Raw genomic sequence first — 22,432 nt, forward strand, 5'->3', positions numbered from 1 at the left:
TGTTAATATCTTTAAAATAATGTCTTATTAAAAATAAAGCCACATTTAGGCATTGTCACAACAATGCTGAGCATATATTCTGAGCACTCAACCGATAATATACAATAACTTCTTTGATACTGGATTTTTCGTGAGTCAACAGAATACTCCAATTATTAATCGCGCTGTTGTTCGAGTGATAGCTATAGTTGGTTGTGATGGTTCAGGTAAATCGACCTTAGCAACCAATCTGGTAAATAATCTAGCTTCACAAATACCAACAGAATTATTCTATCTTGGGCAATCTTCAGGCCGTATTGGCGAATGGATTGGGCGTTTGCCGGTTATTGGAATTCCATTTAGCCGTTATTTGCGGGCAAAGGCAGACTGTGTACATGAACGTCCGTCAGCACCACCAGATAATGTAACTGCATTGACTATCTATCTGCTTTCTTGCTGGCGAGCATATAAGTTTCGAAAAATGTTGGCGAGAAGCCAGCAAGGGCATTTGCTCATTACCGATCGCTACCCTCAGGCAGAAGTCCCAGGGTTTCATTTTGATGGCCCACAATTGGCAAAAACGGTAGGTGGTAGTTGGTGGGTCCAAACTTTGAGACAGCGTGAAATAAAACTGTATCACTGGATGGCTTCTTATTTGCCATTATTATTAATTCGTTTGGATATTGATGAGAATACTGCCTTTTCCCGTAAACCAGACCATAAGATTTCTGTTTTGCATGAGAAGATCGTGGTTACACCACACCTTACGTTTAATGGTGCGACGATCCTTGAATTGGATGGGCGCGAGTCAATTGACACTGTTCTGAGTAAATCACTGAGCACGATTCGAACCTCTCTTTTATAGCCAAAAATTGGGCTTATGATCATCTTCTAAGATTGAATGACTGAATGTATGCAAATAGATAAATTAAACGAACAACTACCCGAGTATATACCTGGGCTTATTGCCGTGGTGGGCTGTGATGGCACAGGTAAGTCTACATTAACTGCCGATTTGGTAAAAAAGCTTAGAGAAAAATGGGTAACAGAACGGCGTTATTTGGGGCTCGTTTCTGGAGAGGATGGCGATAAAATTAAGCGTTTGCCTTTTATTGGTGTATGGCTTGAGCGGCGTTTAGCGGCCAAATCTTCTAAGACACAAAGTATGAGCACTCAATCTCCAGCAATCTGGGCTGCGCTGATTATGTTTGGGTTTTCTTTACGGCGTAGGGCAAATCTACGAAAGGCATTACATTTGGCGCAGAGTGGTGTTTTGGTCATTAGCGATCGTTATCCGCAAGCTGAAATTTCAGGATTTCACTATGATGGGCCAGGCATTGGCGTTGAGCGTGTTAATGAAGGGATAAAAAGCTACTTGGCAGAACGTGAGCGAGTAATGTATCAGAAAATTGCACATATTCGCCCTGAGTTAATAATTCGCCTTGATATCGACATTGATACTGCCTTTTCCCGCAAACCTGATCACGATTATGATGAATTGCGTGATAAAATTTCCGTTATGGCTCGGATTGGTTATAACGGCTCTCGAATACTTGAGCTAGATTCCAGAGCACCATACAGTGAGGTGCTAGAAAAAGCATTAGAAGCCGCATCTTCAGTTGCTATATCCTCACAGCGTAGGAGTGCTACGGTTGTATAAAAATTAAGTTGGCTACATTTTGAATTATATATAAACCCAACATAATTCAGGTGGTAAATATTATTTCCTCTAATTCTAGATTAGATGAGCTAAGCTAAGCCTTACTGAGTGATTGATAATTTATCTAGCTGGTTTTTACCATGAAGAATTGGTTTTCTGATGGTGCTTTCCGCACCATCATACGTAATAGCGCCTATTTAGGTTCCAGTAATTTAGTAAGTGCTTTACTTGGTTTGATTGCACTTTCTTGTGCAGGGAAGGGCATGACTCCAGCAATGTTTGGAGTGCTTGTTATTATTCAATCGTATACTAAAGCGATTAGTGATTTTATAAAATTTCAGACATGGCAATTGGTTGTTCAATACGGTACGCCAGCATTGGAAAAGAATAACCTGCAGCAATTTCGAGATGTGATTTCATTCTCTTTTGGTCTGGATATCGCAAGTGGTGCAGTTGCTGTAATTGGAGGAATGGCACTGCTTCCACTGCTTTCTCACTCGTTAGGCCTCGATTCTGATAGTTTTTGGCTGGCTATGCTTTATTGTACGCTTATCCCCTCCATGGCTTCATCTACTCCAACAGGTATTTTAAGAACGGTAAATCGTTTTGATTTGATTGCTGTTCAGCAAGCAACTAAGCCTTTTTTACGTGCGTTCGGAAGCGTAATTGTTTACTTCGGTGACTATGGTTTTGCAGGATTCATTATCACTTGGTATGCATCCAATTTAATTGGCGGAACGATGTATTGGGGGTTTGCCGCACGGGAATTGCGCCGCAGGAACATTCATAATGCACTGAGGCCACGCTTATTTGAATCAGCACGGCGTATAAAGGGGGCTTGGAGTTTCGTTTGGGCAACTAACTTTGCACACTCTATTTGGGCCGCGCGCAATTCCTGTAGTACTGTTTTAGTGGGAATTGTTTTGGGGCCAGCGGCTGCAGGGCTGTTTAAAATAGCGATGACGTTTTTTGATGCCACAGGAACACCGGCAAAGTTGCTTGAAAAGAGCTTTTACCCCGAAGTGATGCGTTTAGATCCGCGGACTAAGACTCCATGGTTATTAGGGCTTAAATCGGCGCTCTTAGCGGGGGGCATTGGTATTGCCGTCGCACTTGTCGTGCTTATCACTGGTGGGCATGTAATCTCGCTTGTTTTTGGTGCTAAATATCTTCAGGCTTATGATTTAATACAGGTTATGTTGGGGGCTATTGTTATTTCAATGGTAGGGTTCCCTCAGGAGTCGTTGTTGCTTATGGCTGGTAGGCAGCGAGCATTTTTAGTGGCTCAAACTGTTGCCTCCTTCTCTTATGTTGTACTTCTTGTGGTGCTGTCACATCTTTTTGGCGTAATGGGTGCCGCGTTTGCTTATTTTGCTGGGCAATGCCTGGATGTGCTGTTATCGCTTATTCCGACTTTGCAAGCATACTCCCGCCGCCATTTGCTTAGATTTAACGTCGCTATGGAAGAGCAATAAATGACTAAAAAGAAGTTCTCACATGAGGTTTTAGAGCGCTTATTTATCGCAGTAGAGGAGGATGACATTGTTGATGAACATGCGACTCTACCAAAAATCATCAATTTTCAATGTTCGCAAGAGATTATCCGAAGTAATTATGCATTGTGCTTGCAGTTTTGGGAGGATGGTTTTAACCGCAAGGACTTATTGGGCTTGATTATTAAACAATTAAAAAGCAGCGAGCTATCTAAGAAAGAACAGATGCAATATAAATATATTCGTGCACGTTATAAACATTTACGCTTTGCTCAGCAACTTTATAGAAAGAAGCATCAAACAGGCTTTTTATTTAGCAAGATAACCGTATTTCTTGGCCGTTTTCAAGATGGTTTTCGCAATAAACAGAAGAATCATGTTGATTTTTATGGAGAAGTGTTGCGGAGGTATCATCTAAATATACCTGTCTGGATGTTTGTTCATTACTCTCTACGCCATAGTCAACTAGATACCGCGGAAGGCTTTATTCATTATTGCAGAGAACAAATGCGGACGCTGCAGTTGTTAATTGCTAAGCCACAGTTAACCGGTAAAGAATTTCATGGTGTGCGGAAAATTATTAGCCAACAGGTTTCTTATTATGACACATTGAGATCTATTGACCCAAGTAATCAGGATGCCACCCAGATTTCAAGATTTTTGGCAGCGATTAATGGATTGATGGGAAATAAACATGATGAAATGGTGGCGGCTGATATGGCAAATCTGAAGTCCTATGATACACCAGCTTTTCTAGATGACACGATTCGATCTCGATTAGAGCTTCTTGTTGCTCGATACCCTATGTAACTTTTTTCCCTATTGTATCTAATGAAGATCATAACGCAGGGTTTCAAGAGCAAATTTAACCTTAAAGTACTGCGAGGCATGGTGTTCGCTTCGTTGTTGCTGCATGCTTTTCAGGTATCGGCACATAATCTTGTTGATGGAAAATCAGTTTTGCCAATAAGTATTGCCGATCGTGGAGAGTTACTACTGCATAATGATGAAATTACCTACAGCAGTTGGAATAGCTCAGAGCTGATAGGAAAAGTGCGTGTAGTGCAGTATATCGCGGGACGGACTTCCGCGAAAAAGAAAAACTCGATGCTGATTAAGGCGATCAAGAATGCAAACTTCCCAAGCGAACGTTTCCAACCAACAACGATTGTTAATACTGATGATGTGATCTTAGGCTCAGGTTTTTTCGTGCTTGGTAAAATAGAAAAAAACAAAAGACGTTATCCTTGGGCGCAATTTATTATCGACAGTAATGGAGTGGGGCGAAGAACTTGGCAGCTTAATGAAGAAAGCTCAACCATTGTGGTTTTAGATAAGTTTGGACATATTCAATGGGCTAAAGATGGGAATTTGACACCCGAGGAAGTAAATATGGTTATTTCGATGGTGAAAAAATTGATCAATGAGTAATTAATAATTCATAAAACCAATATTCGATGTATTTCTATACATGATCTTTTGTCCCCTAAGTATTTGCAAAATGCTAACCCATATTTTCAGCGTTTGTAGTGTTTTTAGGCTACGTGGAGTGTTCGTAATAGATGAAATTGATTGAGCATTACATCATGGTTGAGATTCGTCGTTTAGTGGCAATTCTTGTCGGATTCCTTATTTTTATTTTTGCTAGCTATTCGGCTCAACGTTATTTGACTGAGGCCGCCAATGGCACATTAGCTCTGGAAGTTGTACTGGATATTGTGTTCTATAAGGTACTTATTGCACTGGAGATGTTGTTGCCAGTTGGGCTTTATGTCTCAGTCGGTGTTGCTCTTGGCCAACTTTATACAGACTCTGAAATTGTAGCTATTACAGCTGTTGGAGGTAGCCCCGTGCGCGTGTATAAAGCCGTCATGTTCCTTGCAATTCCATTGAGCATAGTAGTAACGATAATGTCTATGTATGCAAGACCTTGGGCCTATACACAAATTTATCAATTGGAACAGCAGTCACAATCAGAATTGGATATCAGTCACTTACGCGCCAAAAAATTTAACACTAATGATAGTGGCCGGATGATTTTGTCTGAGGAGATCAATTCAGATACTAATCATCTAACAGATGTGCTGATTTATACCTCTTCTGGAAATAAAACTAACGTATATAGGGCTCATTCGGTGGATATTATTGATCCTTCGCCCGCAACTCCGTCAGTTATGTTGCACTCGGGCACTGCCTATACGTTGAAGCATCAGGGCATTGATGACAGCGAGCGAATTTACCGTAACCTTGATTTGAATCTTAAACCGCTCACTCAGAGTGCAGATGATAAGCGTAAAGCCAAATCTGTAGTGGCTTTGTTGCGCTCCTTCGAGCCTGCTGACCATGCGGAAGTACAATGGAGAGAAAGCCGTGGGGTCAACGCATTTTTAATGGCGTTGCTGGCTATACCGTTAAGTCGTGTTAAGCCACGTCAAGGGCGTTTTTCAACGCTGCTTCCTCTTACGGTTTTATTTACCGTCATTTTTTATGGCGGCAATATTTGCCGATCGCTGGTTGCCAGTGGCTATCTTTCAGTAAATCCAGGGGTATGGTTAGTACCCATATTGATGCTGGTTGGGGTTATTGTATTGATATCTCGTGATTTTGGTCTGTTGCAGAAGTTATTTCGATGAATATATTCAGCCGTTATTTAATGCGCAATATTTTTATAGGTTTTGCAGCAGCAGCGGGGTTGCTAATCCCGCTTTTCACGACGTTTAATCTCGTGAACGAGCTCGATGATGTTAGCGCTGGCGGGTATCATTGGACACAGGCCATTTTGATCGTGTTGATGACCTTACCTAGAACGCTTATTGATCTTGGTCCTTTTATTGCGCTACTCGGTGGGATCGTAGGTCTTGGTCAGCTTTCTAAAAGCATGGAGTTAACAGCAATACGCACTACAGGTTTTTCAATCTTTAGAATTGCGATGGTGGCATTATGCACCGGCCTGATTTTAACCGTATCACTCGGCGTAGTTGATGAATGGTTCGCCTCTCCACTGCAGCAATATGCATTGCAAATGAAAAATGCTGCAACTGCGTTGGATGGTAGTAACGAAAGTCAGGGAAACATTCTATGGGCCAGAAGCGGAAATGAGTTTGTGACGGTGAAAGCTTTGGATGATCATAATCAGCCAGTCGGCATTGAGGTTTTTTACTATCGGCCCGATCGTTCTCTAGCGTCATATGTTTATGCGTCACATGCGACTGTCCTTGATGGAAATATGTGGACACTTAATCATGTGAGTGAAAAAAACTGGGTAAATGGAAAAGAAATAGTAGAAGTGAAAGAAAGCTTAAAATGGCAGTCGATATTTACCGGCATGACATTGGAAGAGCTGACAATGCCCAGTGACAGTTTTTCAATAAAGCAACTTAATCAATATATTGTCTATCTGAAAAATACAGGGCAGCCAAGTATTGAATTTAATATGGCGTTATGGCAAAAAATAGGACGTGGCATTTTGACTTTAGCCATGATTTTGCTGGCTATACCATTTACCTTCACTGCCCCACGCTCTCCGGGATTAGGCAGCCGCTTAGCCATCGGTGTTATTGTTGGGTTGTTGACTTATATTAGTTATCAAATCGTCGTTAATGTGGGTTTATTGTTCCGCCTTAATGTTGAGATGGTTACGATTACTCCTCCGGCGTTTCTCTTAATTATTGCGTTAATATTGATTTATCAATTTGACCGGCGATCATGACAGGTAGCATAACGATGCTACCTGTCAGCTTATCGATACTTAAGTTCGAGGAACTACTGAGTATTATTTTTTAGTGTCGCAAATGCGTGAATAATGGCGTCGATCTGCTCTTCGCTGTGTGCTGCATTAACGCTGCAGCGCAACAATGTTATGCCAGCTGGCGCTGCTGGCGGTAGAATTAAGTTAACATAGACTCCTAGCTCGATCAGTTCTCTCCAGATACGTAAGCCATCTTCTTTATGTCCAATGATTACCGGTACAACTGGGCTAATATGTGAGCCTAGCTTATAGCCCAGTTTATCTAACCCACCATATAATCGATGAGAGTTGTCCCAGAGTTTTTGGCGTAGCTCCGGCTGTTCAGCAATGGTTTTTAGGGATGAGCGAACAGAGGCAATGCAGGATGGCGATGGTGACGCTGTGAAAATAAAGGGGCGGCTAGCATAATGCAACACATCCATTGCTTTAGAGCCGACGGCAAATCCACCAATTGAAGCCAAGCTTTTGCTGAATGTACCCACGATGATATCGACATCTTGTTCAACCCCTACCTCTTCAGCAAGTCCTCTACCTGTAGCCCCCATCACGCCAAAGGAATGTGCTTCATCGACGATCAAATATCCGCCCAGCCGGCGTTTGATATCGACAATTTCGGCCAGTGGCGCAACATCCCCTAGCATGCTGTAGATACCTTCAACAATAATTATCGCATCTCGAGCACGGTCGCCAAGGCGAATCATACGGCGCTCAAGATCCTTCGCGTCATTGTGGCGGAAACGAATAATTTCAGCGCCGCCCAGAGTACAGGCATCATAAATACTGGCGTGACTGTCCGCATCAAGTAATACAACGGAACCATGACCAGCAAGTGCACTGATTATTCCCAAATTAGCGGTGTAGCCTGTAGAAAAAACGATAGCGGTAGGGCGGTTAAAGAAATCTGCGATTTCTTGCTCTAAAGCTATATGTGATTTATAGCTACCGTTTGCCATACGGGAGCCAGTTGTTCCTGTACCCTGAGTAGCTAATGCCATCTGTCCATCGGCAATTGCCTGAGTATTGAAGGTTAGTCCTAAATAATTATTGGTACCAGCCAGAATAACCTTCTGATTGCCAATGCGTCCTTCTGTCGCGGAATAAACATCGTCAATACAGGTCCCGAATGGATTTATACCAGATGTGCAAAATTGTTCTCGCTCGCTAGCAAGGCGTGAAAACTTATCATACAGGCTCATTGATATTCTCCAGGTATGGAATTAAGGATTCTAATAATTGTGCTGGCGTTCTGACATCCAGCAATATATTAATGGGAATGGAAATATCAAATCTATCTTCCAACATCATCAATAAGTCCATTACTTTTATGGACTCCAAACCAAGGTCATTAACGAGGTCACTATCGGGTTTTATATCTAATCCACTTTCGACCATATCCTGTAGGCAGGAAAGAGTATAGTCCATTACTATTTTACGGTTTAACATAGCAGTATCGATATACCTATAAGCAAGATAATTAAAATAAGCCGTTGCGTAATGCATATTCGAGGTCAATTTTAGGTGACCAATTAATATGCTTAGACAAAAATTTATTGCTTGCAGACCAGTCGGGGTGTGTTAATTCTCGGATTTTACTACGAGTTAGCATGGGCTCTTTTCCGATTAAATAACTTGCTAGAGTGCTAACATTTGCAATGAGTTTGAGTAAAGGCAAAGGGACTCCGACTAATTGCACTGAGCTATTACGTATCGAAGCACCTATTTCTTGAATTCGATTCCAGTCATACCCGTTAGGAGCACCGTCGCATAGTTCATATGGATGAGTGTGCGGCTGCTCAGTGGTTAACCATTGGCTAACGGCCTCGGCCAAATCGCTCACATGAAGGAGCGACAGACGAGTTTCAATCGAACTGAATCGCAGAAGGATCCCACGTAACAGCCAGCTGAATAAAGGCTTTAATTCTTTATCCCCCGGGCCATAAACCGCAGTTGGGCGAAAAATGCCCAGAGAAATTCCCGATGCCATGTCCACCAGGTGTTGCTCGGCAATATATTTGGAGTTTGCGTACCATGATAATTCTGGATAGCGTGCCGCGAGAGAAGACATAAACAGGAATCGTTCACAGCTTCCGCTTTCTTTGGCCGCCTGCATAACGCGTAGGCTTCCAGCGACATTGCATTGAGCAAAAATATCTTCACTGCGTCCGCGAACTTGGCCAGCGCAATGGACGACAAAATTCGCACCATCAACAAACCTAGCAAGTGACTCTAAGTCCTCCAGTTCTCCGCGGATCCACGTGATATTACTACGAGGATCGTTGCGTGAAGATCTGGTTAGGGCCCGAACATTCAGGCCACGGGAAAGCAGGTTATCGATGATATGCTTACCAATGAAGCCAGTGCCACCGGTTACTGCAACTGTCCTTTTCATTGCACACAATCCACCATTCCTAACTGCGGGCTTAGCTGATTTGCGAAGGCAGTCAAATAGCGCTTTTTAGCCTCTGCTCTTGCTGGTTTTCCAGATGATGTTCTCGGAATACTGTGTGGCGGTAATAGTTCAATATCAACTGAGACACCAAATTCACTTTGAATTCGAGCATATAGTGAGTGAACGATTTGCGCACGGCGCTCTTCTCCACTAACCCTGCACTGGATCTGTAAAACAATACGTTCCTGCGAAGTGACAAATGCTATTGCATCACCTGAATGGATCTCTGGCTCTTGTTCTGCAATATACTCGATATCTTGAGGCCATATATTACGACCTCTAATAATAATTAGATCTTTTATACGGCCTGTTACATACAAATAGCCATTTAATAGATATCCTAGGTCCCCTGTATCCATCCATCCTGTAGTTTGTATTTCCTTTTGTGAAGCAAGATCTTGGAAATAACCACTCATTAGGCTAGGACCCGAAATATAGATATGACCTATTTCGCATTCAGGCTGAGGCACTCCTAATTCATTTCGAATTTCAATGAGATGACCAGGTAGTGCCTTACCGCAGTTCACAAAGGTCGAAATAGCCTGAGTATCTTTAGTTGGCGCAACAGCTCTACCCTGATTTTCTAAAATATTACGATCAACTTTGTTTACCAATGGACCTGATGCTTCTTCGCCAAAGCTCACGGCAAGCGCATTTTCTGCGAGTCCGTAGCATGGCATAAAGGCTTTGCTGTCAAAATTCACTTTGCTGAAATATTCACCAAATTGATTTAACTGTTCAGCAGAAATGGGCTCTGCACCTACGCCAGCGACGCGCCAACAGGAGAGATCGAGTTCAGCAAGCTCTTTATCATTTGCTCGACGCAGGCATAAATTATATCCAAATGGTGGGGCAACAGAGATTGTGCAGCGGTTTTTACTAATGAGTTTGAGCCACTGCATTGGCCTCATGGCGAAATCCTGAGTACTCAAATAATCAACGGAGAGCTGGGTTGCCACGGGAGTAAGCAGAAAACCGACTAACCCCATATCGTGATAGAAGGGGAGCCAAGAGATGCAACGATCGCCATCACGCAATTTGATACCGTCATGGCTTATAGCCTGCAGATTAGACATAATCTCGCGGTGAGTAATGATTACGCCACGAGGAAAACGTGTACTACCTGATGTATATTGAAGATAGGCAATATCATCAGGTGAGGGTAATTGCAGTTTAATATCTATCTCAGCCAATGTTCTGAAATCCTCAGTGCTGAGGATATGAATCCCAGGAGCATTATCATTGGCAACATTAATGAGTGATAACCATTCATTACTGCTGATAATTGCAGATGGTTTACAGCTAGATAATAGGCCTTGAAGTTTCGCTGTATAAGATTCTCGTTGCCCTACACCCATAGGAATGGCCAGAGGCACTGCGACTAAGCCAGCATACTGGCAGGCAAAAAAGGCTTCTACAAAACAGACACTTGTTTCGGCAATAATAGCAACACGGTCACCTTTTTTAAGATTTAAAGACAGTAATCGTCGTGCTCCTGCCATCGCCATTAATTTTAGATCACGATATTTCAACTCAGCTTTTAGTTGATTTCGACGATCGTAAAAATTCATTCCTGCACTTCCCTGAGCGGCATAATCCACAGCTTCTACTAAAGTAGGAAAGTCTGCATAACGCATGGGATGAGTTGAGATTCTATTGAACATACTACACCATGAGAATGTTTTGATTTAATATCATTAGATAATAGGGCTAATCCTTGGCCAGAGGCTAATGTAATTTATCTCGCTACTTAGGTATAGAGTTGTTTTATTATTTTTGTAAGAAAAAACGTTTGTTATGACAATCATATTATTTAATGGAAATCATTCTTTCGATTAATTGGAAGGTGACATTCTTTGTGTGAATTATTTACTTGTGTCATTACTTGTGATTAGTTATTAGTTGGCTAAATCACTATTAATGGTTTGATTTTCATTGGTGTGATAGAAGCATTAAGTGGTCAGATTAAATGCTTTTTTGTATTATGGATAATAGGAATCCTAATCTAACAAAACTATCTGGCATGTTAATTTTAAAATAAAAACCATTGACTGTATTTATAGTAATGGAAAAACACTATGCATATTATCTGTGCTGAATAAATTAAGGCTATCTATGGTTTATACTGAAATGGTTGTAAATAAATATGACCTCGAAGCATTCATTTCTTTCCCTTCGTCATTATATAAAAACGATCCCAACTGGATTCCACCTTTGTTTATTGAGCGTGCTGAGCATCTGTCTAAGAAGAATCCAGGTTCGGAACATATTAAATGGCAGGCATGGGTAGCTAAAAAAGAGGGCGTGGTGGTAGGGCGGATCACGGCACAAATTGATAGATTGCATAATGCCCTGTATGGCGAGGATACAGGGCATTTTGGGATGATTGATGCTATAGATGATAATGAAGTATTCAGCGCATTGTTCGCTGCTGCTGAAGAATGGCTGAGATCTTGTGGTGCACGAAAAATCACGGGGCCTTTTAGCCTGAATATTAATCAGGAAAGTGGACTGCTTATTGATGGTTTTGATACCCCTCCAAGTATAATGATGCCGCATGGCAAACCTTACTATAGTAAGCATATTGGGCTGCAAGGGTATGAGAAAGGGACCGATCTGCTGGCTTATTGGATGCGCTGTTCAGAATTATACTTTTCACCCTCGCTGACTCGACTAATGAACCAAGTGCGTAACAAGGTGACAATTCGCTGTATCAATCGCAAACGGTTCAGCGAGGAAATGCAAATTATGCGAGGAATTTTTAATTCTGGATGGCAGCATAACTGGGGTTTTGTTCCTTTTACCGAGCATGAGTTTGCCACGATGGGGGAGCAATTAAAGTTTCTCGTGCCAGACGACATGATTTATATTGCAGAGATAGATTCAATACCTTGTGCGTTTATTGTCGGTTTGCCAAATATCAATGAAGCCATTGCCGACCTCAATGGTCGATTGCTCCCTTTTGGATGGGCAAAGCTACTATGGCGCTTAAAGATAAGCGGTGTACGTACCGCAAGGGTGCCGTTGATGGGGGTGTGCCAAGAATATCAATTTAGTCGCATAGGTCCAGTTATCGCCTTACTCTTAATTGAAGCATTACGTGATCCATTTGCGAAGCGCAATATTGACGCTTTAGAAATGTCTTGGATCCTTGAGTCAAACACAGGAATGAGAACTATTTTAGAACGTATTGGTGCAACGCCTTATAAGACGTATCGTTTATATGAAAAGCAATTCTAAATTTTATTCTGGGTTATAAGAGTAATCACTTTGCTATCTTGTAAACTAAAATAACCATAGAGAAAACGCCCTTCAGTCCAAGTTGGGGTCAGCGTCTGCATAAGCTCGAAAGTCATACGACAAGCTGATATATCTAATTGACATATTCGAGAGGCTTTAAATCCGAATGAGTGCTTTACTTCAGGAGATAGAGCCTTGAATAGACTTTCTTTAGCAGAAAAAACAATGAGTAGCGCGGTTTCGTAAGCGATGTTACAAGAAGCAAGCATCGCTTGCTCAACTGATGTGGTAAATATATCTGCTGCTTTTACAATGGATTTTGAGTCCAGCATCTCGATGTCAATTCCTAGTGTCAGAGCGGTATGGCATGGCGCAATTGAAGCAATAGCAAAATTATTAGTATGCGAAATGCTTCCACAAAAGCCTGCTGGCCAAATTGGTGCTCGACTCAAACTACAGCCGACATCGGCATCGCATCCTTTGTCTTCTAATAACAACTTTGCTGCATATCGGGCAGCTAGGTACTCCGCCCGTCGTTTAACTGGCGCTTTATCTAGAAATTCGGGGAAGGGGATTGCAAACTGATTAAACAACGCATCTTCATAAGAATGGTTGTCAAACCTAACTTGGCAATATTTTATTTCTGGGCGAAGTGTTACAACTCCCGCATCGATACGGGATAGAAAGGGAAGTGCAGAGTGGATAGTTGACAGGGTAAACATGTTGATCCTGACTATGAATCACTGGCTCCTCTGACTGGACTCGAACCAGTGACATACGGATTAACAGTCCGCCGTTCTACCGACTGAACTACAGAGGAATCGTGTGAACGAGGCGAATAATAACGAGCGAGTATTCCGCTGTAAAGTAATAAAAGTAAAACAAGATTTATTTGCTTGCTTTTCCTTCATCATGTTGATTTTCTAGAATTATATTTATTATTTGTCATCATTTGCCGGTTTGTATGCACGAAAAAGATAAAATTCGTAAAAACAGGCATGTGCTGAAGAGATATCGGACCGTCATATGAATTTCAAAGAATAAAATTTCTGAAATTTAAATAGCAAAAAGCCTGCTCAAGTTTCCTTAAGCAGGCTTCTCAAATATGGCTCCTCTGACTGGACTCGAACCAGTGACATACGGATTAACAGTCCGCCGTTCTACCGACTGAACTACAGAGGAATCGTGTGAACGGGGTGAATAATAGCGGCCTCACACGAGGCTGTAAAGCCTAAATCGCTATTTTTGCGCTGTTCGCTTATCTTCTAAGCAGAATGATGGGTTTTTATGTAATTACGATTATATGAGTGGCTGCAGAAAAGCGAAGACGAACTTATGGCTGAATATCAAAAAGCAAAAAGCAAAAAGCCCGCTTAGTTTCCTAAGCAGGCTTCTTTAATATGGCTCCTCTGACTGGGATCGCCTTTGCCAGTAACTGGCTAATAATTAAGCTAAGCTTGAATGCCCTTTCTGTCAAGACCACCAGAATGACCACCAATTGTCAACAACACCGCTTAATGACCGCTTTGGGGAGCGGACGATTTCAGGTGTGCAAGTCACGCGTATTTTGGACAGCATTGCGCTGTTCTGCGGCTATCCGGCGACGATAAGAACTAACTAGGGGACGGCGTTTACCTGTAGAGCACTTGACCAGTGGGCCTTTGAGCATTTCGTGGAGATGCGGCTTATTCAGACCGGCAAGCCGACGCAGAACGGATTTATTGAGAGTTTTACCTGACGCTTTCGCGATGAATGCCTGAATGAACACTGGTTCAGCGACGTCAGTCATGCTAGGCAAATCATCAGTGAATGGCGTCAGGATTACAACGAGTGCCGCCCGCACTCCACGCTGCATTATCAGACTCCGTCTGAATTTGCGGCGGGCTGGAGAGAGGGTAATTCTGACAGTTAAGGAGCCGACATTACTAATTGAGCGTTGTATCTAATCCTGGGGCAGGTCAAATGAGTTATTGTGTAAAAAATAAGATTTATCCTATATTGTTACTGCCTACATCAACAAAGGGAGGGAATTTCAGTTGAATAAACAGCGTGTTTTAGTCTGCTGGGTGGGTGCAAAAGACCTGAATTCATTAGCTGATGAAAATCCCGGCCCTATATTGTCTACGCTTATGGCGGTTGAATTTAACCGGGTAGAGTTACTATACAGCTATCCAGAAACCCGGGTTAAACCCTGGTTAACCTGGCTTAGCACGCAGGTTAACCTGCAAATAAACGCCCATTATGAACCCTTAAGCTCCCCAGTCCACTTCGCCCAGATTTATCAAGCCGCCTCCAGACATCTTAAGCGATTAGCCCCTGATGCATGTCTTTCGGTGCAAATGACACCGGGTACGCCCGCTATGCAGGCAGTCTGGATCCTACTGGGCAAAACCCGCTATCCAATGACATTCTACCAATCATCCCCTGAACAGGGAGTGGAGCAGGTCGATATTCCCTTTGAAATTGCGGCAGAGTACATCCCTGCTGCCAATGCCCTCAGTGGTGAAAAGCTGGTTCAGCTTTCAAGACTCGATGTCCCTTTCGACGCCGCATTCGACCGTATCGTCACTCGCAATCCGCGTATGCAGCAACTTATTCAGCAGTCGCAAATCCTGGCAGCCAGGCTTGTTCCAGTACTCATCTATGGTGAGACCGGCACGGGTAAGGAGTTGTTTGCACGAGCAATTCACAACGCCAGCCCTCGCGCCAAAGGTCCATTTATCGCTGTAAATTGCGGTGCAATACCTCCTGAGTTGGTGGACTCAACACTTTTTGGCCACCTGAAGGGGGCATTTACCGGGGCGATACAAAATAGAACAGGTGTCTTTGAACAAGCTAACGGTGGGACCCTGTTTCTTGACGAATTCGGTGAATTAAAACCAGACGTCCAGGTCCGCCTGCTACGCGTTTTGCAGGAAGGTGTTATCACACCTGTCGGCGGTGATCAGGAGAAAAAAGTCGATATACGTCTGATTAGCGCGACTCACCGTAATCTGATGCATGAAGTAGGGCAGGGCCGCTTCAGGGAAGACCTCTTCTACAGAATTGCTATTGGCGTACTACACCTGCCGCCACTTCGGGAGCGTGAAGGGGACATACTTTTACTGGCACAAACGCTGCTACAGGAGATGGCTAAGCAGGATGATTCCCTGATGGATAAACGACTATCGCCAGAGGCATTGAAGCGAATTCAGAACCACCCTTGGCGAGGAAACGTGCGTGAGTTACAGGCGACCCTTGTAAGGGCTGCGCTTTGGAGTAGGGGGACGATAATCACCGCTGAGGAACTTCACCAAGCATTGTTTATTTTACCTGAAGATAAGAATGATAAAGCCGATATTGATTTTTCAGAGGGGGTCAACTTGCAGGCACTGATGTCGGATTTCTCGCGAAACTATATTCGTCAGGCCCTTGCTTATACTGGTCAGAATAAGGCCCAGGCTGCCCGGTTATTGGGGTTCAATAATCATCAAACCTTAAATAACTGGATGAAAAAAAATCGTTCCGAGTAAACCTTCTTCGCTAACTGATGGCTAATGAGGCCGTAATAAAACTTACCTTACCTGTAAATACTTTTACTACTCATTCAGATCAGAATGAAGAGGTTTATTTTATTTCATTGAAAATTAATAAATAAAAATATTGGCACGGTATGTGCTTATACAGAATGCCATTTTACTAACAAGGAATTTACCGATGTCGGAATTAAAAAAATTTCAGGTACAAACAGCACGTGCATTGCCGGTGATTGTGTTGGCGGATACCAGTGGGAGTATGTCAACAGATGGCAAGATTGATGCACTTAATCTGGGGCTCAGGGAAATGCTTGATAGTTTTAAACAAGAGAGCCGCCTGCGCGCTGAAATTCAGGTCAGCGTTATTACGTTTGGTGGTCACCAGGCTGAAGTTAGCTTGCCATTGACGCCTGCTCACCAGTTGCAAAGTATTACCTCCCTGGAGGCAAATGGCATGACTCCACTGGGTGGCGCACTATCGCTGGCCTGCGAGATTATTGAAAATCCAACGCGAAAATTTCAGCCGATTATCGTGCTTATCTCCGATGGCTACCCTAACGACGACTGGGAAGCCCCTTTTGCTCGCCTGATTCACGGTGAACTTACTGCCAAGGCCTCCCGTTTTGCCATGGCTATCGGTGCAGATGCCGATGAATCAATGCTCAACGAATTTGCAAATGATCCTGAGGCTCCTCTCTTCCACGCAGAAAACGCGCGTGACATTCGCCGTTTTTTCAGAGCGGTAAGCATGAGCGTCAGCGCACGAAGCCGTTCCGCAACCCCGAATCAGTCTACACCGTTGCAGATCCCGAGTGCTGATGATCAGGACTGGGAGTTCTGATGCGCCTGTACGCTTCTGGCACCTCGGTACGTGGTCCCGCACACCAACAGGATGATGAACCCAATCAGGATGCTGTAGGGATTTACGGTCTGCGTGGTGGCTGGTGTATTGCCGTTGCTGACGGGTTGGGTAGCCGATCAAAAAGTCATTTGGGTTCCCGTAAGGCAGTCAATCTGCTGCGGCAGATCATGCGCGGTGCGGAGATGCTGGTCGCTGCCGAAGTGACTCCAGCGTTACGTGAAGCTTGGCTAAACCACTTTGGTACTGACTATCACGATTACGAAACTACCTGTTTGTGGGCCTGTGTCGAGGCGTCGGGCCATGGCGTGATCGGACAGGTAGGCGATGGCCTGCTGCTGGTCAGAAGTGCTGGGGTGTTCAACGTAATGAGCACACCACGACGGGGTTACAGCAATCACACTGAGACTCTGGCACAGCGTGCACATTTAGATAGTTGCAGTGCCAGAGTGGCATTAACCCAACCCGGAGATGGCGTACTGATGATGACCGACGGTATCGCTGATGACCTTATCCCGGATCAGCTGGAGTCATTCTTTAATGCTATCTACCAACGGATACGGCAATGCAGCAAGCGTCGTACACGTCGCTGGTTAACACAGGAACTTAACGGCTGGTCGACTCCAAATCATGGTGACGACAAGAGCCTCGCTGGAATTTTCAGGATGGACTGACCACATGACATCAATAGTAAAAACGCAACCAAAACGCGTGGTGAAGGATACCAGGGGATCAAGTTACGAGCTGACAGAGGTAATTAACCGTGGTGGACAAGGCATTGTTTACCGGACGACCTATCCGCAAACCCTGGTGAAAGGTTTTACTAATCAGGACCCACAGGAACGCCAGCGCTGGCGCAACCATATTACATGGCTGCTCAGCCAGGATCTTAGCGACCTCAAACTTGCACGTCCATTAATACTTCTGGCGGAGCCTCGCTTTGGTTACGTAATGGAGCTGATGGATGGCCTGGTTCCATTGGATAGCCTGTTGAACAGCTTTATAAACGCAGGGGAGGAGTCTCTGGCGGATTATCTGCGTCAGGGAGGACTCCGTCGGCGGATTCGTATCCTTTGCCAGCTGGCACGCACACTCAATCAGCTTCACGCACGCGGCATGTTGTATGGTGATCTCTCCCCCAGCAATATTTTTGTTTCAGACGATCCAAGACACGCGGAGACCTGGCTTATCGACTGCGATAACATCAGCCTGACAGCCCATCACAATCTGACTCTGCATACCGTGGACTATGGTGCTCCCGAAGTGGTCAGGGGAGAATCGTTACTGTCCAGCCTGACCGATGTATGGAGCTTCGCCGTCATTGCCTGGCAACTGCTGACTCATAACCATCCGTTTAAAGGGGAACTGGTCAGTAATGGTCCTCCTGAGATGGAAGAAGCTGCCATGCGCGGTGAATACCCGTGGATCAATGACGCACAGGATGACGCGAATCACTGCTTCGTCAATCTGCCACCGGAGCTGATTGCACATAGTGCACTGCCAACTCTCTTCGCTCGCTGCTTTGAACAGGGAAGGTTTGAACCTCATGAGCGTCCGGGTATGGCTGAATGGCTTGAGGCGCTGAGTGCTGTGGATGAGCGTCTGTTTACCTGTGACAGCTGTGGGGGAAGCACGCTCCTGGCAGAGGAAGCAGAAAGCGCGAACGATGCCGTTTGCTTTTACTGTGACAGTCCCGCCGACCGCCTCCTGGTCCGGTTTAGTGAATATGTGACTGAGCAACAAGACGGCTCGAATCCAGACACCAAAACCTTGATTGCCACAGGGCGAAATGTATGGCTGCAGCCAGGTCACCGTGTTGAGTTAAAGCGCCTGTTGCCAAGTTTTATCTATGACCACTGGCCATCAGATCATCTGCAGATTGATTACACCGCCCGCGGGATTGGGATCCATCCGTTGCTTGGCGGAGAGCTATACCTACAACGCGGTGAAACTATCAAACCACTGCGGGGGTTTCAGGGACTCAAAAACGAGCTGCGCGGAACAGGTGGGGAGCCTTGGCAGATCCATATCGGCGATCCTGGCCAGTCGCATGTAATCTGGCAGTTCACGTGGTGACAATATATGAAAATTAACGAATTTCCACTGATGTCCAAAGATATTCTGCTGCTGGAAACGGATAAAGGAACCACCGGGTTCCGGCCAAAGCAAGCTATCACCTTTCAGGCGTATGGTGAGAATTGGCTGGCGGTACAGGGGGATCATTGCGTAAGTGTCCAGTGCTCCCCTGGTGATCACGAACTCTTTAGCCGTCTGGTGATGAGGGATCAGGTTCGTTGGTTGCTGACCAGTAAAGCGGAAAAACAGTTGCGGGTTCAATATTGCACGCCTGTTGAAGTCACACCAATGCAGCTCGAGTTGGGAATTGATGAGCGAATTGCGGAAGACCTTTTCGCGAAAAAACAGATCAATAACAACGATATTGAGCTTGCCTGCCGCTGGTTTGAAGAGACTTTTATTGTCCATAGCGAGTCAGAAAGTGACTGGTTAACGGTTGGCCGTTTTAGCAATCATGCAGCCAAAGGTGGTTTTCAGCTATTGGGAAACGGCTGGCGTGCGGATGTTGAGCGCAACCCGGACCACGGCTTTCTTATCAGACGTATTACTGGTCATTTAAGCCATGATACAGGCTTCTCGTTGCTGGTTGGACACTTCGCCTTCCGGGATATGTCAGTTGCTGCGGTGCTGAATAGTGCAACCCAGCAGGCAATGCTCGATGCCGCACTGCGAGACAGTGCCAGCTACCTTGAGCTCTGGAATCTCTACAACGATAAAGAGTGGCAGAGCGAGTTGAAAAAGGCCGAAACGCTGGGTGTTCTGCGCTTTGTTGCGTGCGAGGGCACCGAAGCTGGCCGGGAAAATGTCTGGCATCTGACTCCCCGAACTCCTGAAGAATACAGAGAATTTCGCCAGCGCTGGCGCGCGCTCGATCTGCCCGCAGGCACTCAGGTTGACCTGGGCGCTGAAACTCCCGACTGGGCAGAAGAACTCAGTACCGAAGAGGATACGGTACTGAAAACGCCGCGCGGGAAGATCGAGTTCGCTGATGAATATGTGGTCTTTACTTCAGCCTCGAATCGCCGAGACGTGCGCCCCGCAAAGCCTGAAGGATGGCTCTACCTCTCGTTGGCAGGATATCGCACAGTCGGCAAACGTCGCCTGGCGGCAAAACGTGCCATTGATTCCGGTAAACGCATGCCACAGTTGAAGTGGCTGCTGGAAGGGGTCGTTGTTCCTGCTGCTCGGCGTCGCAACATCCAGGGGATGACACCCTACGCCCGCGAAATCTTTAAGGGTGGCAAACCAACGGGCAACCAGGAACTGGCTGTGTTTACCGCTCTGAACACACCCGACATTGCTATCGTAATTGGCCCGCCCGGAACAGGGAAAACCCAGGTGATCGCTGCGCTACAGCGACGTCTGGCGGAAGAGGCCCAGGAAAAGAATATTGCTGCTCAGGTTTTAATCAGCAGTTTTCAGCATGATGCCGTCGATAACGCGCTGGACCGCAGTGACGTTTTCGGTCTGCCTGCATCACGTGTGGGCGGGCGTCGTGCTTCAGTAGAAGACGAGTCACCACTGGATCCCTGGTTGTCTCGCCACGCCAGTCATCTGCAGGAGAAAATTGCTGACCAGTATCAACGCTACCCGGAGTTGAAAACAATTGCCGACCTCACTTCCCGGCTTGCCCTGCAGCGATTGGCAAACGACCTGCCTCAACAACGGGCAGAGGCTTTTTCGCATATTTATCAGGACGTCAATTCCCTGGCAGAGAAAGGGCTGGTCACGGACTCCCGGCTTGAGATACGTCTGCAGGACTATATTAAGCATCTGAAACAGGATGGTGTTGCTGAGGTCAGTACGGTGATGAATGTAGCAGTATTGCGCCGCATTCGCGCGTTACGGACCACTCAGACTGCTTTCTCAGATGATGGTGCCGATCGTGCCTGGGATTTGCTGCGATGGTTGAAGCGGAATGTTCCTGACATCGACGCTGAGCTGACCTCGGTATTGGAAATAGCTGCCGATGCCAGAGAAGTTCCTGTGGCACTCGTCGAGTGCCAGCAACAGCTGCTGGAGCGTTTTCTGCCCGATTATCGACCTCCGGCCCTCAAAAATAAGATCGATGATGAAGGACTGGCTCTACTGAATGACCTCGACAAGCATCTTTCCGACTTGATGCATCGGCGTAAGCAGGGTGTGGCATGGGTGCTTGAACAAATGGCCGATACGCTGGAGATGGACCGCCGTGCCGCACAGGAGGTGGTGGATGAATACGCCATGGTGGTGGGAGCGACCTGCCAGCAGGCCGCCGGGCAACAGATGGCCAGCCTCAAGTCGGTTTCAGGAGTCAAGAGCAGTGACATTGAGTTCGATACCGTAGTCGTTGACGAGGCTGCACGCGCCAACCCTCTTGACCTGTTTGTGCCTATGTCGATGGCCACGCGGAGAATTATTCTGGTCGGCGACGACCGCCAGCTTCCGCATATGCTGGAACCGGATATTGAAGGCCAGTTACAGGAGGAGCATCAGCTTACGGCACTGCAACTGGCTGCCTTTCGTTCAAGTCTTTTTGAGCGCATGAGGCTAAAGCTACTGGACCTGCAAAAGAAAGATAATTTACAGAGGGTTGTGATGCTTGATAAGCAGTTCCGCATGCATCCACTGCTGGGAGATTTCATCAGCCAGCAGTTTTATGAAAAAGAAGGGCTGGGGAGAGTGGAACCAGGCCGTAGCGCAGAGGAATTTGTCTTTGACGAAGGTTTCCTGAGAGCGCTGGGGCCACTGGCGTCGGCCTATCGTGACAAGGTCTGCCAGTGGATCGACCTGCCCGCTTCTGCTGGGCTGGCAGAAAAATCAGGAACCAGCCGTATCCGCACCATTGAAGCGGAGCGTATTGCTCAAGAGGTGGCACAGTTACTGAAAGCCGGAGGAGAAACCCTCTCTGTTGGGGTAATTACTTTCTATGCCGCACAACGAGAACTGATTATGGAAAAGTTATCCGAAATCAGGCTGGAAGGCGTGCCACTGATGGAAAAACGTAACGGAACCTATGAACCGCATGAAAACTTTCGCTGGGTGCGCAAGTACCGTGCTGACGGTTCGTTCAGCCAGGAAGAGCGGTTACGAGTAGGTTCGGTGGATGCCTTCCAGGGTAAAGAGTTCGATGTTGTACTGCTATCCTGCGTGCGCACCTGGCGTCAGCCGAGGTCCTCATCTGCCGCCGATGATGCAGCTGCCAGGGAACAAATGCTTAATGAACTGTTCGGTTTCCTGCGTCTGCCTAACCGCATGAACGTCGCCATGAGCCGACAACGACAGATGCTGCTTTGCTTCGGCGATGCAGCACTGGCCACCGCTCCCGAAGCCCTGGAAGCCGCGCCAGCACTGGCAGCATTTCATACCTTATGCGGAGGCGTTCATGGCACTCTTCGCTGAAACAGGTATTTATATTCAATCTGCCCCACGGC

Annotated in this window: 18 protein-coding genes, 2 tRNA genes and 1 pseudogene; 14 read left to right on the forward strand and 7 right to left on the reverse strand. The window is 45.7% G+C overall.

The window, feature by feature from the left end; all coding sequences use genetic code 11:
• The first annotated feature begins 130 nt into the window (after positions 1–130).
• The 7 genes from DSM2777_RS10255 to lptG all read left to right on the forward strand — a co-directional run bounded on the left by DSM2777_RS10255 (position 131) and on the right by lptG (position 6,841).
• A complete protein-coding gene (locus tag DSM2777_RS10255) occupies positions 131–844 on the forward strand; it encodes a nucleoside/nucleotide kinase family protein (protein ID WP_061553888.1) in 714 nt (237 codons plus the stop codon).
• Between the two features lie 48 nt (positions 845–892).
• A complete protein-coding gene (locus tag DSM2777_RS10260; protein ID WP_061553889.1) occupies positions 893–1,639 on the forward strand; it encodes a nucleoside/nucleotide kinase family protein in 747 nt (248 codons plus the stop codon).
• 140 nt (positions 1,640–1,779) lie between these two features.
• A complete protein-coding gene (locus DSM2777_RS10265) occupies positions 1,780–3,114 on the forward strand; it encodes a lipopolysaccharide biosynthesis protein (RefSeq protein ID WP_061553890.1) in 1,335 nt (444 codons plus the stop codon).
• The gene (locus DSM2777_RS10270) at positions 3,115–3,942 is read left to right on the forward strand and encodes a hypothetical protein (RefSeq protein ID WP_061553891.1); all 828 of its coding nucleotides are present in this window, start codon (positions 3,115–3,117) and stop codon (positions 3,940–3,942) included.
• 78 nt (positions 3,943–4,020) lie between these two features.
• Positions 4,021–4,563, forward strand: a complete 543-nt coding sequence (locus DSM2777_RS10275; protein WP_237087846.1) for a YtfJ family protein — start codon at positions 4,021–4,023, stop codon at positions 4,561–4,563.
• A gap of 131 nt (positions 4,564–4,694) precedes the next feature.
• Positions 4,695–5,765: an LPS export ABC transporter permease LptF gene (lptF, locus tag DSM2777_RS10280; protein ID WP_061553893.1), complete on the forward strand. Its 1,071-nt coding sequence runs from the start codon at positions 4,695–4,697 to the stop codon at positions 5,763–5,765.
• Positions 5,762–6,841 (forward strand): LPS export ABC transporter permease LptG, encoded by a 1,080-nt coding sequence (gene lptG, locus DSM2777_RS10285; RefSeq protein WP_061553894.1) that lies wholly within the window; start codon positions 5,762–5,764, stop codon positions 6,839–6,841. The genes lptF and lptG overlap by 4 nt, the downstream gene beginning before the upstream one ends.
• 53 nt (positions 6,842–6,894) lie before the next feature.
• Here lptG and spt read toward each other — a convergent pair whose 3' ends face one another.
• Genes spt through DSM2777_RS10305 form a run of 4 tightly spaced genes read right to left on the reverse strand, consistent with a single transcriptional unit; the run spans position 6,895 to position 10,993 of the window.
• Entirely contained in the window at positions 6,895–8,076 is a 1,182-nt protein-coding gene (gene spt, locus DSM2777_RS10290; protein WP_061553895.1) for a serine palmitoyltransferase, read from the reverse strand.
• Entirely contained in the window at positions 8,063–8,323 is a 261-nt protein-coding gene (locus tag DSM2777_RS10295) for an acyl carrier protein (RefSeq protein ID WP_061555375.1), read from the reverse strand. Before DSM2777_RS10295 ends, spt begins: the two co-directional genes overlap by 14 nt.
• 31 nt (positions 8,324–8,354) lie before the next feature.
• Positions 8,355–9,269, reverse strand: a complete 915-nt coding sequence (locus DSM2777_RS10300) for an NAD-dependent epimerase/dehydratase family protein (RefSeq protein ID WP_061553896.1) — start codon at positions 9,267–9,269, stop codon at positions 8,355–8,357.
• On the reverse strand, positions 9,266–10,993 hold the full coding sequence (locus DSM2777_RS10305) for a fatty acyl-AMP ligase (RefSeq protein ID WP_071889892.1): 1,728 nt from the start codon (positions 10,991–10,993) through the stop codon (positions 9,266–9,268). Before DSM2777_RS10305 ends, DSM2777_RS10300 begins: the two co-directional genes overlap by 4 nt.
• A 451-nt stretch (positions 10,994–11,444) precedes the next feature.
• On the opposite strand from DSM2777_RS10305, the gene DSM2777_RS10310 reads away from it, so the two are divergent.
• A complete protein-coding gene (locus DSM2777_RS10310; protein ID WP_061553898.1) occupies positions 11,445–12,569 on the forward strand; it encodes a hypothetical protein in 1,125 nt (374 codons plus the stop codon).
• On the opposite strand, the gene DSM2777_RS10315 is transcribed toward DSM2777_RS10310, so the two are convergent.
• The 3 genes from DSM2777_RS10315 to DSM2777_RS10325 form a co-directional block, all read right to left on the reverse strand.
• Entirely contained in the window at positions 12,566–13,291 is a 726-nt protein-coding gene (locus DSM2777_RS10315; RefSeq protein ID WP_061553899.1) for a 4'-phosphopantetheinyl transferase family protein, read from the reverse strand. The two genes, DSM2777_RS10310 and DSM2777_RS10315, sit on opposite strands and share 4 nt — an antisense overlap.
• 22 nt (positions 13,292–13,313) lie before the next feature.
• Positions 13,314–13,389: transfer RNA gene (locus DSM2777_RS10320), tRNA-Asn, on the reverse strand.
• Positions 13,390–13,675: 286 nt separating this feature from the next.
• A tRNA-Asn gene (locus DSM2777_RS10325) sits at positions 13,676–13,751 on the reverse strand.
• A gap of 358 nt (positions 13,752–14,109) precedes the next feature.
• Here DSM2777_RS10325 and DSM2777_RS23725 point away from each other — a divergent pair.
• From DSM2777_RS23725 to DSM2777_RS10355, 6 genes and pseudogenes are all read left to right on the forward strand, one after another.
• Positions 14,110–14,481: pseudogene (locus DSM2777_RS23725) on the forward strand (integrase core domain-containing protein); the annotation flags it as partial.
• A 124-nt stretch (positions 14,482–14,605) separates the two neighbouring features.
• Positions 14,606–16,081 carry a sigma-54 interaction domain-containing protein gene (locus DSM2777_RS10335; RefSeq protein ID WP_057631337.1) on the forward strand — a complete coding sequence of 492 codons (1,476 nt, stop codon included), beginning with the start codon at positions 14,606–14,608 and terminating at the stop codon, positions 16,079–16,081.
• 184 nt (positions 16,082–16,265) lie between these two features.
• Positions 16,266–16,925, forward strand: a complete 660-nt coding sequence (locus DSM2777_RS10340; RefSeq protein ID WP_057631338.1) for a vWA domain-containing protein — start codon at positions 16,266–16,268, stop codon at positions 16,923–16,925.
• Positions 16,925–17,617 carry a PP2C family serine/threonine-protein phosphatase gene (locus tag DSM2777_RS10345; RefSeq protein ID WP_057631339.1) on the forward strand — a complete coding sequence of 231 codons (693 nt, stop codon included), beginning with the start codon at positions 16,925–16,927 and terminating at the stop codon, positions 17,615–17,617. The genes DSM2777_RS10340 and DSM2777_RS10345 overlap by 1 nt, the downstream gene beginning before the upstream one ends.
• A gap of 136 nt (positions 17,618–17,753) precedes the next feature.
• Complete coding sequence (locus DSM2777_RS10350) at positions 17,754–19,019, forward strand: serine/threonine protein kinase (protein ID WP_237087834.1); 1,266 nt, start codon at positions 17,754–17,756, stop codon at positions 19,017–19,019.
• A gap of 6 nt (positions 19,020–19,025) precedes the next feature.
• Positions 19,026–22,400 (forward strand): DEAD/DEAH box helicase, encoded by a 3,375-nt coding sequence (locus DSM2777_RS10355; RefSeq protein WP_057631341.1) that lies wholly within the window; start codon positions 19,026–19,028, stop codon positions 22,398–22,400.
• Positions 22,401–22,432: the final 32 nt, after the last annotated feature.

Source organism: Obesumbacterium proteus (assembly GCF_001586165.1).
In the GTDB taxonomy this organism is placed as follows: Bacteria; Pseudomonadota; Gammaproteobacteria; order Enterobacterales; family Enterobacteriaceae; genus Hafnia; species Hafnia protea.

Excerpts from the sequence above, each read along its gene's own strand:
- lptG (WP_061553894.1), top strand. The coding sequence starts at position 5,762 with ATGAATATATTCAGCCGTTATTTAATGCGCAATATTTTTATAGGTTTT.
- spt (WP_061553895.1), bottom strand. The coding sequence starts at position 8,076 with ATGAGCCTGTATGATAAGTTTTCACGCCTTGCTAGCGAGCGAGAACAA.
- DSM2777_RS10270 (WP_061553891.1), top strand. The coding sequence starts at position 3,115 with ATGACTAAAAAGAAGTTCTCACATGAGGTTTTAGAGCGCTTATTTATC.
- DSM2777_RS10295 (WP_061555375.1), bottom strand. The coding sequence starts at position 8,323 with ATGTTAAACCGTAAAATAGTAATGGACTATACTCTTTCCTGCCTACAG.
- lptF (WP_061553893.1), top strand. The coding sequence starts at position 4,695 with ATGAAATTGATTGAGCATTACATCATGGTTGAGATTCGTCGTTTAGTG.
- DSM2777_RS10305 (WP_071889892.1), bottom strand. The coding sequence starts at position 10,993 with ATGTTCAATAGAATCTCAACTCATCCCATGCGTTATGCAGACTTTCCT.
- DSM2777_RS10300 (WP_061553896.1), bottom strand. The coding sequence starts at position 9,269 with ATGAAAAGGACAGTTGCAGTAACCGGTGGCACTGGCTTCATTGGTAAG.
- DSM2777_RS10260 (WP_061553889.1), top strand. The coding sequence starts at position 893 with ATGCAAATAGATAAATTAAACGAACAACTACCCGAGTATATACCTGGG.
- DSM2777_RS10310 (WP_061553898.1), top strand. The coding sequence starts at position 11,445 with ATGGTTTATACTGAAATGGTTGTAAATAAATATGACCTCGAAGCATTC.
- DSM2777_RS10345 (WP_057631339.1), top strand. The coding sequence starts at position 16,925 with ATGCGCCTGTACGCTTCTGGCACCTCGGTACGTGGTCCCGCACACCAA.
- DSM2777_RS10340 (WP_057631338.1), top strand. The coding sequence starts at position 16,266 with ATGTCGGAATTAAAAAAATTTCAGGTACAAACAGCACGTGCATTGCCG.
- DSM2777_RS10265 (WP_061553890.1), top strand. The coding sequence starts at position 1,780 with ATGAAGAATTGGTTTTCTGATGGTGCTTTCCGCACCATCATACGTAAT.
- DSM2777_RS10275 (WP_237087846.1), top strand. The coding sequence starts at position 4,021 with ATGGTGTTCGCTTCGTTGTTGCTGCATGCTTTTCAGGTATCGGCACAT.
- DSM2777_RS10315 (WP_061553899.1), bottom strand. The coding sequence starts at position 13,291 with ATGTTTACCCTGTCAACTATCCACTCTGCACTTCCCTTTCTATCCCGT.
- DSM2777_RS10355 (WP_057631341.1), top strand. The coding sequence starts at position 19,026 with ATGAAAATTAACGAATTTCCACTGATGTCCAAAGATATTCTGCTGCTG.